This window comes from Gordonia sp. C13 (assembly GCF_023218005.1).
GTDB classification, from domain to species: Bacteria; Actinomycetota; Actinomycetes; order Mycobacteriales; family Mycobacteriaceae; genus Gordonia; species Gordonia namibiensis.
This window is the reverse complement of sequence record NZ_JALPSY010000029.1, coordinates 37,021-53,468: the sequence shown is the minus strand read 5'-3', so window position 1 is coordinate 53,468 and position 16,448 is coordinate 37,021. Positions and strand designations below refer to the sequence as shown.

14 protein-coding genes are annotated in these 16,448 nt (G+C 67.8%); 6 read left to right on the top strand and 8 right to left on the bottom strand.

The genetic code is table 11. From position 1 onward, the window contains the following. Positions 1–17: 17 nt before the first annotated feature. The gene (locus tag M1L58_RS19470) at positions 18–1,679 is read right to left on the bottom strand and encodes an FAD-binding dehydrogenase (protein ID WP_248660133.1); all 1,662 of its coding nucleotides are present in this window, start codon (positions 1,677–1,679) and stop codon (positions 18–20) included. Between the two features lie 75 nt (positions 1,680–1,754). Next, positions 1,755–3,233: an amidase gene (locus M1L58_RS19465; RefSeq protein ID WP_248660154.1), complete on the bottom strand. Its 1,479-nt coding sequence runs from the start codon at positions 3,231–3,233 to the stop codon at positions 1,755–1,757. 409 nt (positions 3,234–3,642) lie between these two features. Here M1L58_RS19465 and M1L58_RS19460 point away from each other — a divergent pair, with 409 nt between their 5' ends. Next, the gene (locus tag M1L58_RS19460; RefSeq protein ID WP_248660132.1) at positions 3,643–4,605 is read left to right on the top strand and encodes an alpha/beta hydrolase; all 963 of its coding nucleotides are present in this window, start codon (positions 3,643–3,645) and stop codon (positions 4,603–4,605) included. A gap of 499 nt (positions 4,606–5,104) precedes the next feature. Here M1L58_RS19460 and M1L58_RS19455 read toward each other — a convergent pair whose 3' ends face one another. Both M1L58_RS19455 and M1L58_RS19450 read right to left on the bottom strand, forming a co-directional pair. After that, positions 5,105–6,466, bottom strand: a complete 1,362-nt coding sequence (locus M1L58_RS19455; RefSeq protein WP_006868672.1) for a DUF3068 domain-containing protein — start codon at positions 6,464–6,466, stop codon at positions 5,105–5,107. A gap of 104 nt (positions 6,467–6,570) precedes the next feature. Continuing rightward, the gene (locus tag M1L58_RS19450; RefSeq protein WP_248660131.1) at positions 6,571–7,947 is read right to left on the bottom strand and encodes an ABC1 kinase family protein; all 1,377 of its coding nucleotides are present in this window, start codon (positions 7,945–7,947) and stop codon (positions 6,571–6,573) included. Positions 7,948–8,144: 197 nt separating this feature from the next. On the opposite strand from M1L58_RS19450, the gene M1L58_RS19445 reads away from it, so the two are divergent. Continuing rightward, positions 8,145–9,188 carry an NAD(P)-dependent alcohol dehydrogenase gene (locus M1L58_RS19445; RefSeq protein ID WP_006868674.1) on the top strand — a complete coding sequence of 348 codons (1,044 nt, stop codon included), beginning with the start codon at positions 8,145–8,147 and terminating at the stop codon, positions 9,186–9,188. 306 nt (positions 9,189–9,494) lie between these two features. On the opposite strand, the gene M1L58_RS19440 is transcribed toward M1L58_RS19445, so the two are convergent. After that, complete coding sequence (locus M1L58_RS19440; protein WP_154884031.1) at positions 9,495–9,740, bottom strand: DUF6480 family protein; 246 nt, start codon at positions 9,738–9,740, stop codon at positions 9,495–9,497. 139 nt (positions 9,741–9,879) lie between these two features. On the opposite strand from M1L58_RS19440, the gene M1L58_RS19435 reads away from it, so the two are divergent. The 3 genes from M1L58_RS19435 to M1L58_RS19425 all read left to right on the top strand — a co-directional run bounded on the left by M1L58_RS19435 (position 9,880) and on the right by M1L58_RS19425 (position 12,735). Beyond that, positions 9,880–10,086: a hypothetical protein gene (locus M1L58_RS19435; RefSeq protein WP_006868676.1), complete on the top strand. Its 207-nt coding sequence runs from the start codon at positions 9,880–9,882 to the stop codon at positions 10,084–10,086. Between the two features lie 74 nt (positions 10,087–10,160). Continuing rightward, positions 10,161–11,210 (top strand): hypothetical protein, encoded by a 1,050-nt coding sequence (locus tag M1L58_RS19430; RefSeq protein WP_248660130.1) that lies wholly within the window; start codon positions 10,161–10,163, stop codon positions 11,208–11,210. A gap of 52 nt (positions 11,211–11,262) precedes the next feature. Beyond that, positions 11,263–12,735 (top strand): aminotransferase class I/II-fold pyridoxal phosphate-dependent enzyme, encoded by a 1,473-nt coding sequence (locus tag M1L58_RS19425; RefSeq protein WP_248660153.1) that lies wholly within the window; start codon positions 11,263–11,265, stop codon positions 12,733–12,735. Here the strand turns inward: M1L58_RS19425 and M1L58_RS19420 are convergent. From M1L58_RS19420 to M1L58_RS19410, 3 genes are read right to left on the bottom strand one after another with little or no spacing between them, the layout of a single operon-like run. Then, the gene (locus tag M1L58_RS19420) at positions 12,726–13,331 is read right to left on the bottom strand and encodes a flavodoxin family protein (protein ID WP_248660129.1); all 606 of its coding nucleotides are present in this window, start codon (positions 13,329–13,331) and stop codon (positions 12,726–12,728) included. The genes M1L58_RS19425 and M1L58_RS19420 overlap by 10 nt on opposite strands. Positions 13,332–13,371: 40 nt before the next feature. Then, the gene (locus M1L58_RS19415) at positions 13,372–13,806 is read right to left on the bottom strand and encodes an SRPBCC family protein (RefSeq protein ID WP_248660128.1); all 435 of its coding nucleotides are present in this window, start codon (positions 13,804–13,806) and stop codon (positions 13,372–13,374) included. 13 nt (positions 13,807–13,819) lie between these two features. Continuing rightward, a complete protein-coding gene (locus M1L58_RS19410) occupies positions 13,820–15,415 on the bottom strand; it encodes a phytoene desaturase family protein (protein ID WP_248660127.1) in 1,596 nt (531 codons plus the stop codon). A gap of 150 nt (positions 15,416–15,565) precedes the next feature. On the opposite strand from M1L58_RS19410, the gene M1L58_RS19405 reads away from it, so the two are divergent. Then, complete coding sequence (locus M1L58_RS19405; protein WP_308221828.1) at positions 15,566–16,435, top strand: SDR family NAD(P)-dependent oxidoreductase; 870 nt, start codon at positions 15,566–15,568, stop codon at positions 16,433–16,435. Positions 16,436–16,448: the final 13 nt, after the last annotated feature.

Sequence of the window (16,448 nt, the reverse complement as noted above, 5' to 3'; positions counted from 1 at the left end):
GTGCCCGGATGCCGAGATCAGCTGCGCGCGATGGCCCTTCCGGCCGCACGGCCGGAGAAGATGCACCCACCCAGGAAGGTGCCTTCGAGCGCGTTGTAGCCGTGCACACCGCCGCCGCCGAAACCCGCGACCTCGCCGGCCGCGAACAGACCGTCGAAGGCGCTGCCGTCGGGTCGGAGCACCTGCGAGTCGAGGTTGGTCTCGAGGCCGCCGAGGGTCTTGCGGGTGAGGATGTTGAGCCGCACCGCGATCAGCGGGCCGTGCGCGGGGTCGAGGATGCGGTGGGGCTTGGCCACCCGAACGATCTTGTCGCCGATGAACTGTCGCGCGTTGTTGATCGCCATCAGCTGGGCGTCCTTGGAGAACTTGTTCTCCACGTCGGCGTCGCGGGCGGAGATGACGCGCTCGATGTGCGCGAGGTCGAGTTCGGGACCTCGGGCGATCGCGTTCATCCCGCTGACCAGTTCGGGCAGGTTGTCGGCGACCACGAAGTCGATGCCGTTGCGCACGAACGCATCCACCGGCCCGGCGGCGCCCTTGGCGAGCCGGCTCTTCGCGGCCAGCTTGAGGTCCTTGGAGGTGATGTCGGGATTCTGTTCGGAACCCGACAGCATGAACTCCTTCTCGACGATGGTCTGCGTGAGGATGAACCACGAGTAGTCGTGGCCGGCGGCGAGGATCGCCTTCATCGTCGAGTTCGTGTCGAAGCCGGGGAAGTTCGGCGGCGCGAGGCGGTTTCCGTTGGCGTCGAGCCACAGCGACGAGGGTCCCGGGATGATCCGGATGGCGTGGTCGGGCCAGATCGGGTCCCAGTTGTGGATGCCCTCGGTGTAGTGCCACATGCGGTCGCGGTTGACGATGCTCGCGCCGGCATCCTCGCTGATTCCCAGCATGCGACCGTCGACGTGCGCCGGGACGCCGGAGATCATCGTCTGCGGTGCGGGACCGAGACGATCGACCGGCCAGTTCTTGCGGATGAGGTCGTGGTTGTGCCCGATGCCGCCGGACGTCACGATGACCGCTCCCGCGCGAATCTCGAAGTCGCCCACCACTTCGCGGTTCGACGCCTTGCCGCGTTCGAGGTCGGTCGGGGTGAGCGTGGCCCCCCGCACGCCCACGGCGACACCGTCTTCGACGACGAGCTCGTCGACGCGGTGGCGGAACCGGAACTCGACGAGACCGCGCTTCTCGGCCTCGAGGACCGGCTCGGCGAAGATCCGGACGACCTCCGGGCCGGTGCCCCAGGTGAGGTGGAAACGTGGCACGGAATTGCCGTGCCCGTCGGCGAATCCGCCGCCGCGCTCGGCCCAGCCGACGACCGGGGTGATGCGCAGACCGAGATCGTGCAGGTACTGCCGCTTCTCGGTGGCCGCGAAGTCGACGTACGCCCGCGCCCACTGACGCGGCCAGTAGTCCTCGTCGTCGCGGTCGAAGCCCGCCGACCCCATCCAGTCCTGCAGGGCGAGGTCGGCGGAGTCGGAGATGCCGAGCCGGCGCTGTTCGGGGCTGTCCACCATGAACAACCCGCCCAGCGACCAGAAGGCCTGCCCGCCAAGGTTGTTGCGGTTCTCCTGATCGACGACCACCACGCGGCGGCCGGCCTTGGTGAGCTCGTATGTCGCGACCAGACCAGCCAGACCCGCACCGACGACCACCGCGTCGGCCACCTGCTTCGTCACGACAACTCCTCACCGCGTCGATGTGCCGCCTGTCCCCACCCGGACATGCGATCCCGAGAGAACATTAGCGCCGCGTCACACCGCGATGTCGGCGTACCGGTGGAACCACGGCGCGGCGTTCTCGAGGGAGGCGGCGAGCGCCAGGAGGTCACCGTCGGCGCCCACGCGGCCGACGAACTGGACCCCGAGCGGGAGCCCGGTCCCGGTCCAGTGCAGGGGCACGCTGATCGCCGGGCGTCCGGTCATGTTCGCCAGCTGTGTGTACGGCACCCAGCCGAGGTTCTCTTCGACGAGCTGGTCGACGATCCCCACCCGTGACATCACCTTGCCGATGCGGGCGCGGGCCGCGAGCCGCGCCGCCTGCTGGAGGAGGGGCGGGGTCGTCATCGACCCGACAGCCGGCGGCGGAACGGCGAGGGTCGGGGTCAGCAGCAGGTCGTGGGTCTCGTGGAAGCGTTCGAGAGCACGTACGTGGTGGTTGACGTGGTCGAGCGCGCGGAAGAGCGGCACCACCCCGGCGGCCCGGCCGATCTCGGCGAGGGCGAGCGTGTCGGCCTCGAAGTCGGCGTCCCCGGCGCCGGACAGGCGGCGGGCCTCGTCCACCTGGGCGGCTGCCTTGGCGAACCAGATTTGCAGGAAGTCGCGGGCCAGTTCCGCGTCGTCGTGCGGTGGGTCCACCTCTTCGACCTGGTGGCCGAGTTCGGTGAGCAGCTTCGCGGCGTGCTCGACGGCCGCGACCGCTTCAGGATGCGGTGCCGGGTTGATGGCCGAACGTGTGGTGAAACCGATCCGCAGCAGCCGTGGCGGAGAAGCGATCCGCGTCGTGAACGACTCGGTGTGGAGGGGAGCGGGATAGGTCGACGACGCGGTGGGGCCGATGATCGCGTCGTAGAGGGCGGCCGCGTCGCGCACCGTGCGGGTCACGACACCCTCGACGCCCATCCCGAAGAGCGGCTCGCCGGTGGCGGGCCCGAACGGCATCAGGCCGCGCGACGCCTTGAGTCCGACGAGCCCGGTGCACGCAGCCGGGATGCGGATGGAGCCGCCGCCGTCGTTCGCGCCCGCCGCGGGCACGATGCCCGCGGCCACTGCTGCGGCGCTGCCTCCGGACGAGCCGCCGGGCGTCACGTCGAGGTTCCAGGGGTTGCGCGCCGGACCCCACAGGACCGATTCGGTGATCGCCTTGGAACCGAACTCCGGGGTGTTGGTCTTGCCGAAGACGACCAGCCCCGCATCGAGGAAACGCTGGACGACCGTCGCGTGCTCGGTGGCGACGTGGCGCGCCAACGACCGGGAGCCGCGCGTCGTCGGATAGCCGCGGTAGTCCTGGGCGAGGTCTTTGATCAGGAAGGGGACACCGGCGAACGGTCCGGTCAGCTCCGTGCGGGCCCGGTGATCGGCCTCGGCCTCGATCGGGATGACGATCGCGTTCAGGCCGGGGTTCACGGCAGCGGCACGGGCCCGTGCCAGCTCGAGGAGTTCGGCTGCCGTGACCTCGCCCGATGCGACGAGCCCGGCGAGGGTGGTCGCGTCCGCCCCGAGGTATTCACCCATGTTCACGGCCCCGACCCTAGTGAGTGCGGGGCCGGGCCGCGGCCGGGTTGGCCGATACGCCCGCCCAGGAGATCGAACCGATTCCCACATCACCGTTAACCACCCAAACGAATAACGGTGCGGTCGCGGCAATTTCGTTCGTTCGAAGGGCAGAATCGGACAGTTGTGCCGCGTATGGCCCATATGAGCTGTTCACAATGGGGCAAATGTGACACGCACCACTGTCCGTCGGCGTCACGAAGCCCGATCCGGCCTTTGCCGCGACGTTATCGTGCCGTTACACTTCTCGACGACGGGTACCGCTCCTGACGGGGATCAATAGAATCCCCCTACGTACGACTCCGCAGTACCCGGTAGGCAAGACCCAGAAGCGGCCGACTCCGGCCGAGATCCAAAGGAAAACTGACGAATGCTGACTCGCGCCCGTAAGCGCCTCGTCGCCGGACTCGTGGCTCTCGTGGCCTTGTCAGGTGCCACGCTGGTCGCAGCTCCGCCGGCGTCCGCAGCCAATGGTTGCAACGTCGAATACGTCCGCTCGAACGCCATGAACCGGACCGTGCCCGTGTGCATCGTCTCGGCCGGTGGCGGCGGACCGAAGCCGACGCTGTACCTCCTCGACGGCCTGCGTGCCCCCAACAACAACAGCGGTTGGCTCATCAACACCGATGTCGCCCGCTACATGGCCGGCAAGGGCACGAACGTCGCCATCCCGTTCGGCGGCGGCGGCAGCTTCTACACCGACTGGCAGTCCTACGACCCCAAGCTCGGCAACAACAAGTGGGAGACCTTCCTGACCCGCGAGCTGCCGCGCCACATGGCCGCCCGCCACGGCAGCGACAACCGTCGCAACGGCATCGCCGGTCTGTCTATGTCGGGTACCTCGGCGCTCAACCTCGCGTCGCGCCACCCGGGCTTCTACAAGGCGGTCGCCTCCTACAGTGGCTACCCGACCGTCACCATGCCGGGCTTCACCCAGGGCATCCAGGCCTCGGTCATCGAGATGGGCGGCAACCCCACCAACATGTGGGGCTTCTACCCGGCCGGCAGCTGGTTCCAGAACGACCCGTTCCTGACCGCGGGCAACCTGGCCGGCAAGCACGTCTACATCTCCTCCGGTAGCGGCGTCGGCAGCAAGTACGACTCGTCGGTCAACCCGACCAGCGCCAACTTCGACCCGGTCAAGTTCGCGCAGATGATCCCGCTGGAGGTCGCCGCGTCGACCAGTAGCCAGCTGTACGTCGGCCGCGTCGCGCTCGTCCCGGGCGTCAAGCTCACCACCCGGATCACCCCGGACGGTGCGCACTGGTGGGACTACTGGCAGAACACCTTCAAGGAGTCGTGGGTCAAGACCTTCCGCCCGGCGTTCTTCTGAGCCGAGTAGACGGTCTCGCAACTCCATAGAGACACGGCAAGGGCCGGTGACCTTCGGGTCACCGGCCCTTGTTGTCGTGCGGATTCCGACTGCCGAACCTCAACTCGACCGGCAGACGTCGATCGAAGTCTGCCGGTCGGGGTGACGTCGACTGCGTTAGGTGGGCGACGGTGTCTCACGAGCCCTTCGTGGCTCGTCGCTATCGCTCCTCACACCTCAGGGGACGGAAGGGGCGTCGCTATCGCTCCTCGCACCTCAGGGGGCGGAAGGGGCGTCGCTATCGCTCCTCGCACCTCAGGGGGCGGAAGGGGCGTCTCTGGCGGTCCTCGCACCTCAGGGGGCGGAAGGGGCGTCGCTATCGCGACTCCGTCAGGACAGTTGACGCGGATCGTGTCGCCGACCGGCACACTTCGCGACATCTGAGACCCAGGACGAAAACACCGCGGGCGCATCCGGTGGTCCGGATGCGCCCGCGGTGGTCGCTTACAGCAGCTGGGTCCTACTCGGGCGGGGGCTGCTTGCGGAAGGAGCGGGTCGACGAGTCGTCGGCCGGCGGTTCACCGCCGTCGACCTTCGGGATCTGTTCGGTCGGACGCTCCCACGGGTTGCCGGCCGACGACGCGGTACCGGCCGCCGGTGCGTCCCGCTTGATCATGGATGTCCGACGCTCATCAGCGGCGGGCGCGGTGGCAGCCGGGCCTGCGGTGGCCACGGCGGCATCGTCGTCGCGACGACCGCGGAGGAACATGAAGACCGCCAGGGCCAGCATGATCACGCCGAGCACGCCGAGCACGATCGGCAGCCAGAAACCCAGGAGGTTCAGCTGCGTGACGTAACCGCTGGCGGTGTCGGCCTGCTTGGCGACGATCCCGTCGCTCCACTTGAACGTGCCCTTGAGCGCGTCCATGCGGAAATTGCGCACGACCTCGGGGTTGGACTCGCTCTGGTCGGGCGACTTGAAGTACTGGTGCTGATCCTCACGGCCGTCGACGATGGTGCCGGTGATCGGCTCGACGTAGACGTGGCGCACGGCCGAAGCGTGGCGGTGCATCGTGATCGGATCGTTCGGACGGACACCCGGGCCGCTGATGCCCCACCACTTGGCCGGCATCGTCAGCATGGTGCCGAGGGCGGCCTCGCCCTGTGCGTTCGGCAGGCTCGACAGGTCCTTCTCCGGGACGTCGCAGGCGAAGTGAAGGGTCTTGATGCCCTTGATCTCGACCTCTTCCTGGAACTTCGCGTCGCAGTCCTGGCGGGTGTTGAGGTCGTAGTACAGGTAGTCGCGCTGCTGGACGTCGAAGCCGAACTTGTACTGGAAGCCCTTGCGGTTGTCGAGGGCGACCGAGACGTCGTTCACGTTGCCGCCCGGCGGCACGGCCTCGAGCTGCAGCGAGCTGACGGCACCGTTGGGGACCGACGTCTTGCGGTTCACCGACACGTGGTCGATGGTCGCGGTGAGCAAGCCGTCCTTACAGGTACGGGTCTCGCCGGCGGCGGCGACGGTGGGCTCGGTCTCCTGGCCGTCGGCGTCGCGGATGCGGTCGATCAGAACGGTCTGCGCGGACTGCAGAGTCGCCTGGCGGCTGTCCGACGGCTCGACGATGACCGAGCGGCGCTGCTGCGTCAGATGTGCCTCGAACGTGCGGGCACGATCCTCGGACACCGAGCAACGGTCGAAGATCACCGCCGGGAAGCGGTCGCCGGTGGAGCCGTCGGCGGCGACGGTCGTCGCATCCGAGGTGATGTCGAGGTCGAGCGGCACCACCTTCAGCGTCGGCACCAGGTACAGCGGGATGGCAATGGCGACCGCGAGGAACGCGGCCCCAAAGAAGGCCAGCAGTGCCGGCACGAAACGTCTCATGTGTGACTCCTGTGAATCAGCAGCGTAATCGGTATCACCCTAGCGGGCGTCTCGCATTCCGTACGCGTCAGTAGGCCCGACATGCCGGGATTTGCGATCGTGCATCAGTTCGTGCGGGCCCGATCGTCGCGCCGATCGCGTTCGGCCTCCTTCAGGATGCCGGCCATGTACCCGTAGATCTCCTTGTCCGACATGGCTTTCCACCTCGGGGCCAGGAGTTTCATGTACTTCTCGACATACAGCAGTTGTTTGCCGACGAGGACCAGTTCGCGGGGGAGGCGGGCGTCGTGGGCCTTGGCCACGGCGGCGAGCTGACGGCCCAGGTCGGTGTAGGACATCGAGCCCAGGTCGGTCGTCGACAGCGGGGTCGTCACCTTCTTGATGTCCTCGGCGCCCTTGGCCGTCGACCCGGGCTTGTGCACGGCGCCGAGAAGGAAGATGGCGCGACCTGCGGATTCGTAGTCCGCGCGAACCACCAGGTCGACGACGAGCTGACGAAGGATGCGACGGGTGCGGGGCGTGAACCGTCCGACGATGCCGAAGTCGAGCAGCACGATCTTCCCGGCATCGTCGACGAGGACGTTCCCGGCGTGGAGATCGCCGTGGAAGAGGCCGCCGTGGAATGCCGAGTCGAGCAGCGACAGCAGCAGATTGCGGCACAGCGCGACGCCGTCGTGGCCGGCCGCCCGAACCGCCGCGGCGTCGTCGATCCGGACCGCGTGGATGCGCTCCATCGTCAGCACGCGCGGCGTCGTGAACTCGTCGTAGACGCGCGGGACGCGAACGCGGTCGCCGAAGGGGCCCGGCTGCAGGCACTCGAACCACTCGCGCATGGTGTCGGCCTCGATCCGGAAATCGAGTTCGGCGTCCAGGCCGGCCGCGAAGTCCTCGACGACGTGGCGCGCGCTGAGCATCCGGCCGTACTCGGAGATCTCGACGAGACCGGCGATCCGCTCGAGGATCGCGACGTCGGGTGCCAGGCGGTCGGCGATCCCGGGCCGCTGGATCTTCACGACCACCTCTTCGCCGCTGTGCAGGACCGCCGTGTGTACCTGCGCGATGGACGCCGAGGCGATCGGCACCGGGTCGAACTGCGCGAACACCTCTTCGGGCGGTCGGCCGAGTTCGGCGACGAACTGAGCGCGCATGGCGTCGGGATCGGCCGGCTTCACGCGATCGAGCAGCGTCTCGAACTCCGAGGAGAGAGCGTCGGAGAAGACACCGGGGCTGGACGCGATGAGCTGCCCGAGCTTCACGTAGGTCGGGCCGAGATGCTCGAAGGTGGAGCGCAGTTCATGGGCGGCGCGCGCAGCACTGGGTGCGCGGCCGCGTAGAGCGTCGCCTGCAGTGTGGAGGACGAACCGACCGAGGCCCGCAGCCGCGTGTGCAGTGGTCGTCCCGAATCGCGTGACCTCGGCGATGGGCGACACCGGATGCAACTGCGTGCGCCGGCCGTCGTCGACCGAGCTGTTGATAGTCACCGTCGGCCATTGTAACGATCATCGATGCCCGATCCAGTGTCTCGGCGGGCCAAGTCGACCCCCCGACGTGCCCTTGTGGCGGAGATCCACAGACGACGGCAGACTTGTGCGGTGCCGATCCATGCGCTCTCGCGCATCGGTCCCTCGACCGCGAACGTTGTCGACACCTCGAACATCCACCCCTAGGAGATCCCCGTATGCCCACGACGGTCAACGCGTACATAGCCACGGCAGCAGATCGCCCGCTCGAACCGACCACGATCGAGCGCCGCGACCTCGGCCCGAACGACGTCGAGATCGCCATTGCCTACGCCGGCATCTGCCACTCCGACATCCACACGGCCCGAAACGAGTGGAACGGCACCACGTTCCCGGTGGTGCCGGGTCACGAGATCGCCGGTACGGTCTCGGCCGTCGGCGAAGGCGTCACCCGCTACGCCGTCGGCGACCGCGTCGGCGTCGGCTGCTTCGTCGACTCCTGCCGCGAATGCGAGCCGTGCCGCCTCGGCGAGGAGCAGTACTGCGAGCGGGGAAACACCGGAACGTACAACGCGGTCGGGCGCGACGGGCAGCGCACCCATGGTGGGTACAGCACGTCCATCGTCGTCGACGAGAACTATGTCTGTCGCATCCCGGAGGGCATCGCGCTCGACGTGGCGGCTCCGCTGCTGTGTGCGGGCATCACGCTGTATTCACCGCTGCGGCACTGGGAGGCGGGCCCAGGTAAGAAGGTGGCCATCGTCGGGCTCGGCGGCCTCGGGCACGTCGGAGTCAAGATCGCGCACGCACTGGGCGCGGAGGTGACTGTCTTGTCGCAGTCGCTGAAGAAGATGGAGGACGGGCTGCGCCTGGGGGCCGACCACTACTACGCGACGAGTGATCCGCAGACCTTCCGCGAGCTGCGGGGGCGGTTCGACCTCATCCTCAACACCGTCTCTGCCAACCTCGACATCGGGAAATACCTCGGAATGCTCGCTCTCGACGGCACGCTCGTCGAACTCGGTCTGCCCGAACACCCGATCGAGGTCCCGGCCGGGGCACTGATCGGCAAGCGCCGCAGCTTCTCCGGGTCGATGATCGGCGGAATCGCCCAGACCCAGGAGATGCTCGACTTCTGCGCCGAGCACGGTATCGGTGCCGAGATCGAGGTGATCTCCGCGGACAAGATCAACGAGGCCTATGACCGGGTGGTCGCCTCGGACGTGCGCTACCGCTTCGTGATCGACACCGCCACGCTCTGATCGGGCTCACTTCCGACGATGCGTCTCGGCCCGGCCCCGCTCATCCGGCGGCCGGGCCGAATGTTTGATGTACTCCTTGCTGGGAATCCGTAGACCGAACATCCCGCACCAACCTCGAGGAGGCCGCCGCGCATGACGTCAACGGAACTCGCGCCGGTCGAGCAACGCACCGATGCGCCGCGGCGCGTCGAACCGCCCGTCACGCACGACGGGGTATGCGGCGCGCTGATCACGCCCTGTCGCAACGGAATTCAACACACGCGAACCTCGACGATCCGTCCGGACCGTCGAGGCGCCGATCGGATCTCAGAACACCATCACGATGAGGCCGATGATGATCGCCACCATCGCGATGACCAGCAGCCCGACGCCCAGAAATGCGCCGACCCCGCCGGCCGGGAAGTGTTTGGTCCGATCGGGTTGTTCGTGCGAAAGGCCTGACGTCTGAGGGGTGTCGGGAGGGGTGTCGCCGGGGGCGACGCCGCCACCGGCCTCGAGGTCGGGTGTCTCTTCCGGTGCCGGGTCCATGGATCCGCGTGATTCATCTGTCATGACGGTCGCATACCCGGGGCACCGGTAGCCCACACCTCGGTCCTGATCGGCGGCCGTCCGGCGGCGTTTGGAAGCCGTCCCTACCGGGAAACCGGACATCAGACGGATACCCGAAACGGATTGGTGGTGAGAGCCCTACATGTCCGAAGAGTTGCCGATGGAGCCGGCCGAGACCGGCACACCGGACCAGACCCCGGACGACGCCCGCCGCGAGGTCGACGAACTCGAAGCAGAGCACGTCGACGAACCCGACGAGAAGGCGGCGTCGGCTGAACCGACCTCTGCATCCGACGACGAGGACGACCTCGAGTCCCCTGCGTCCGGCGCCCCGGAGCCGCCGGACTGATTCCTGCCACCGCACCGTCGGTGGATTCCACAACCGTCGAGCGCCAGGAGGGCAGGAGTATCTCAAGTTTGCGCATGGTGGCCGAACACGGGTTGCCCGAGAACCTGATCACCAACGGGGAGGATCGGATTCGCGGCATCGCCGAGCGCTTCGGCATGGACTACTGCGGAGTCACGATCACCCGTGACACAACTCTCCAGATGACCCCGCGTGGTGATCTGGAGACCGTCTGGGGATCCGATCGCATCCCGGACGAGGTCGTGGTGTTCGTGACGGAGATGCCCCGCCTGTTCAGTCGGCGCGGCGATGACGGCCGTTCCCGGGACAGCGTTGTTCTGGCGGAACTCGACCGGGAACGCGGCGCCGCGGTGATCTCCCTGCCTGCGCTCGGTCCCTCGCCCCGCCGACGTCTGGGCAAACTGATCGCGACGGTCGTGTCCTCGCTCGAGGAGTCCTCCACCGAGCCGTTCGAGCGGGCTCGCGGACTAGTCGTCGAGCGGGATGGTGAGACGGAATATGTGGTGGCCCAGGGGTTTTACTCACGGTCGCTGTTGACCGCGGGAATGGTCCGCGGCAACCGGCCCTGGCGTCTGATACCGACGCTCACGGGCATGACGGCGGCCGCGGCCGCGGCGGCGTCGTTCGGTGTCTTCTTCTCCACCATCTGGTCGATGGCCAACGCGCTGAGCCCGTGGCGTCTGGCCGCCATCTCGGTTCTGTCGATGGTCCTGGCGGCACTCTGGCTGATCGTCAACAACCGCCTGTGGGAGAAGACCACCGACACCTACCGGCCCCGCGCCCGCCTCTACAACACGGCCACGGTCTGCACCGTCGTCTTCAGTGCGGTGGTCCTCTACGTCGGTTTGTTCCTCGCGGTCCTCGTCGCCGCGATGACCGTCATCGACGAGACCTTCCTGTCCTCGCAACTCGGATTCGAAGCGGGACTGCACAATTACCTCAATCTGGCCTGGCTGGCGACCTCGATGGGGATCTTCGCCGGGGCGTTGGGGTCCAGTGCCGACAGCCACGACGACGTGCTCCGCGCGACGTACGGTTACCGGGAACGCCTGCGACGCCGGGCGGCGGAGTCGTCGCGAAGCGACGAGATGAGCGAATCACGCTGAAAACGACACGATTTCAGTGTTCACCACCCGATCGGAGCCTGACATGACGTCTCTGGATCAATCCCGCGCCCCTCTCCTGGAAGCGCTGGAGAATTACCGTCGCGACAACCGATACGGTTACACGCCCCCCGGCCATCGTCAGGGCAGAGGCGTCGATGACCGCACGCGCACCACCATCGGAGCGGCCGCGTTCGAATCGGATCTCCTCGTGTCGCCCGGTCTCGACGACCGACGGATGTCCAGCGCCTACCTGCCCGACGCCGAGGAATTGATGGCGGACGCCGTCGGAGCCGAGCTCGCATTCTTCTCGACCTGCGGCAGTTCGTTGTCGGTGAAGGCCGCGATGATGGCCGTGGCCGGCGGCGAAGGCGGCGAGCTGCTCATCACCCGCGACGCGCACAAGTCGATCGTCGCCGGGCTGATCTTCTCGGGTCTGCGCCCACGGTGGGTGCGGCCGCGCTGGGACGAGAATCTCCACCTGACGCATCCGCCGTCCCCCGAGGAGGTTCGCAAGGCGTGGGAGACGGACCCGCAGGCGGCCGGCCTCCTCATCGTCAGTCCGACGCCGTACGGCACCTGCGCGGACATCCGGGCGATCGCCGACGTCTGCCACGAGTACGGCAAGCCCTTGATCGTCGACGAGGCGTGGGGCGCGCACCTGCCGTTCCACGACGAGCTGCCCACGTGGGCGATGGACGCCGGAGCCGACGTGTGTGTCGTCAGCGTCCACAAGATGGGCGCGGGATTCGAACAGGGGTCGGTCTTCCACGTACAGGGGGACCTGATCGACCGTTCCCGGCTGTCGCAGTGCGCAGACCTGCTGATGACCACCAGCCCGAGCGTGCCGGTCTACTCGGCGCTCGACGGTTGGCGTCGGTACATGGTCGAGTCCGGGCGCGAAGTCCTCGGCCGTGGCCTCGATCTGGCGCGTCGGGTACGCCGCGCCGTCGACGACATCGACGGTCTCACCGTGATGCACGACGAGCTGCTCCACGAGGAGGCCAGCCACGATCTCGACGAGATGCAGGTGCTCATCGATGTGAGCGAGTTGGGGATCAGCGGCTATCAGTCCGCCGACTGGCTGCGCGACCGGCACTGCATCGACCTCGGGCTGAGCGACCACCGTCGCATCCTCGCGACCATCTCCCACGCCGACGACGAGGACACCGCGGATAGGTTGCTGAGCGCGCTGCGGGATCTCACCTGCGCCGCAGACTCTTTCGAGAGTCCCCGGAAGGTTCATCAGCCGTCGCCGGTCGAGCTGCAGTTGGAGAACCGGATGCTCCCGCGGGATGCGTTCTTCGGCGACACCGAGCGGGTGTCACTCGCCGATGCTCCGGGACGTGTTGCGGCCGAACAGATCACACCGTATCCGCCCGGCATCCCGGTGGTGATCCCCGGAGAAGTGCTGAACGAGTCGGTGGTCGAGTACCTGCGGACCGGCAAGAACGCGGGGATGAATCTGCCCGACGCCGCAGACGACGCGCTGGACACGATCAAGGTGGTGCGTCGCACTCACTCGTAAGCAGGGAAAGCCTTCTCCGACAACACTCGGGCGAGATGGGCCGCATTTCGGGCGGCGGCGTGGGTCGTCTTGTCGACCGGCTCGGGGACCGCGTCGAGGTCCTTGTAGTCGCGGCCGCCCATCGCCTCGTCGTTCCAGTAGGTGCTGCCCTGCCCGGCGATGGTGAACCCGATGTCGTTGAGCGCACCGAACATGTCCGCGATGATCTTGTGGGCGCCGTCCTCGTTGCCGACGACACCGCACATCGCGACCTTGCCCAGCATCGACGGCCGACCGCGGTCGTCGGTCTCGGACACCTCGGCGTCGAGTCGTTCGAGGACTCGCTGGGCGACGCTCGACATGTGGCCGAGCCAGGTCGGGGTGGTGATCACGAGGATGTCGGCTGCCTGGATGCGCTCGAGGATCGCCGGCCACTCGTCACCGTCGCCCATGTCCCGTTCGACACCGGGTTTGATGTCGTGGTCGACGGCGCGGACGACGTCACCCTCGACGCCTTGCTCGGCCAGTGCGTCGAGGATGTGCCGGGCGATGAGGTCGCTACTCGACGACGCCGGCGAGGGTTTGAGGGTGCAGGTGATGGCGAGAGCTGTGGTCATGTCAGGCGTTTACCCGGTTCGAAGCCGACGAATCCCTGCGTCAGCTCGGCTGACGCTCGGCGAGCATCGCCAGGCGGTTGAGGCATTCGCTGAGTCGGGGAGACATGGCGGTCTGCTGGACCACCGGCGGGATCCACTTCAGCGGGGCGGTCTCGACGAACTCTTCCATACCGATGAGCGAGCCGTTGCCGTCCTTCTCGATCGTCATCCGGATGCGGGCGCGACCGAACGGCCAGCCGGCGGCGGAGAGCTCCAGCAGCCCGGCCTTCGACTCGCACGAGGTGGTCTCGTCGTTGAGCAGTGCCGGCCAGACACCCACCGAGTGGTGGATTTTCGATCCGGCCTGAGGCCACTCGGCGTCGACGTCGCGGATGCGTGAGGCGCCGACCACCCAGGAGGCGTAGAGCCAACCGTTGGACAGCACCGACCAGACCTGTGCGGGGGTAGCGGATGTGTGGCGTTCGACGCGGTTCATGAATGTTCTCCGTTCACTTGTTGTCTCGGCTCTTCGTGAGGCGTTTGTTGAGGGTGCGGTTGAATGCTCTTCGCGGCATCCCTCGTAGGCCGTCGGAGGCCAGTGCGGCGCGGGCGGCGTTGTTGCCGCAGGCGCCGTGGACTCCGCCCCCGGGATGTGCGGCCGACCCCGCGAGGTAGAGGCGGTCCACGGGTGTCGTGGCGCCGCCGAGGTTCGGTGACGGTCGGAAGATCAACTGCTGGAACAGTTGTGCCGTTCCCCCGTTCACCGTCCCATGGACGAGGTTGGCGTCGGCGTTCTGCAGGTCGTTCGGTGTCTGGACATGCCGGCCCACGATCATGTCGGCGACGCCGGGAGCGTGTTCCTCGAACACCTCGTCCATCCGCGCGGCGAGGAGCCGAGCCGCCTCGTCGTCGGTGACCCCGCGGGGAAGATGGCTGTAGGACCATGCACTCTCGGTCCCGACGGGCGACCGTCCGGCATCGGCCGTGGTCATCTGACCGAACAGCAGGAATGGATGCTCGGGGATGTTGCCGGTCTCGATGTCGGCGGTGGAGTAGGCGATGTTGCGCGCGTCCGCGCCGAGGTGAACGGTGCCCGCTCCGGCCAGATTGGCGCTGCGCCATGGGATCTTGCCGTTGACGGCGTAGTTGACCTTCACCACCGGGGTGTCCCAGGTGAACCTCTGCAGGTCGTCCAGTACCCGGGCGGGCACATCGGCAGGAGAGAGCAGTTCGGTGTAGAGCGCGGGTGCCGAGACGTCGGCGAGGACGGCTCGATCGGCTTTCCACCGTCGTCCGTCGTTGTCCACGACGCCGACCGCACGACCTCCCCGGACGTCGATCCCGGTGACCCGGGTGTTGCAATGTACCTGTGTCCCTGCGCTTTCCGCGCGGCGTCGGAGAGCGGCCGAGAGTGCGCTCGCACCACCGACGGGAACCGGGTACCCGGTGTCCTGGCCCAACATGGTCAGCAGGTACCCCATCACCCCGCTTCCGGGTGCGTGAAGGGGGATGTCGGCGTGCAGAGCGTTGCCCAGGATGAGAAGGCCGGCTTTCTCGCTGCGGAACAGTTCGCGCACCATCTGGTCGGCGGGCAATATCAGGAAACGCGCCAGGCGCAGGGCATCCGCGGTGCCGATCGAGCGCAACAGGGACAGCACGGCGCGGACCGGCGGAAAAGGTCCGAAGAGGGTGTTGAGGATGGCGGGTCGCAGAGTCTCCCACTGACCGACGAGGTCGAGCCATGCCCGGCCGTCGTGCGGGTCGAAGGTGGCGAGGTGTGCGGCGGTGTCGGCGGCGTCGGGGTGGATGACCGGGGCGTCGTCGTCCTCGGGTCCGGCCGGGTGCCCGAACGCCAGCGGTGCCCGACTCCACTCGAGCCCGTGGTCTTCGAGAGCGAGGTCGGCGAAGACCGGGGAGGCCACCGCAAGCGGATAGAACGCGCTGAAGAGATCGGTGACGTAGCCGGGGGTCAACTCGGCACTTTTGATCGCGCCGCCCACCTCGGGAGCGGCTTCGAGGACGGTGACGTCCCAGCCGGCGTCGGCCAGCCGGATGGCGGAGATGAGCCCGTTGTGTCCGGCGCCCACGACGACTGCGTCCGACACTCGTCCCCAACTCCTCTCGATCGCTTTCGGGCCGGTCGGCCCATGGTGAAGAGGGGTACCCGCGCGGCCACCGCGTAAACGCGGCGGAGGTGTAGGACGACTCCGCCCGGGTAGTCCGGTGGGGTGAAGGTCTCCCTGAATCTTGGCCACGTGTGGCACCCGCGAGTCACCGACGAACGCCTCCGTCGGCTGTGTGCGGGACGAGGCGCCGTCATCACCGGCGCCGGGTCGGGAATGGGCAGATCGCTGGCAAACCGGCTGGCAGCCGCCGGGATACCGGTCCTGCTCAGCGACGTCGACTCGCCGGCCCTGGCCGAGACCGCGAAGTCTGCGGCCGACCGCGGGGCGAAGGTGGACGCCACCGAAATGGACGTCGCCGACGCCGCTGCGGTCACCGCCTACGCCGACGAGATGACCCGACGCCACGGCGCGCCGGCGCTGGTCTTCAACAACGCGGGCATCACGATGGTCGCATCCGTCCTCGACGAGGACGACGACTACGCACGGCGGATCATGGCGGTCAACTTCGGGGGTGTCGTGAACGGCACGCAGGCGTTCCTGCCGCACCTCGAGGCCGGGGGCGGACGAATCGTGAACACCTCGAGCGCATTCGGGTTGATGGGGTCGCCCGCGCAATCCGCGTACTCGGCGTCGAAGTTCGCCGCTCGCGGGTTCTCGGAGAGCGTGCAGGAACAGTTGCGCGGCAGCGGATCCCGTGCACGAATCCATATAGTCTGCCCGGGGGTCGTTCACACCGCCATCGCCCGGCGGGCCCGGTACATTGACCCGGCGGTGCGGGAGTACGTCACCAAGGGCTTCGACCGACGGCTACCCGGTGCGCACCCCGATGCCGCGGCCGCGGCGATCCTCGCCGGCGTTCTCGGTGATCGCGATCGAATCCTCGTCGGGATCGACGCACGCGCGCTCGACATCGGTGTCCGGATTCTGGACGGGGCGCTGCAACGACCCGTCGCGACGGTGACGGGACCGGTGTTCCGCCGGATTCTCGGCGGGCGGTGACGGGGCACGGCGC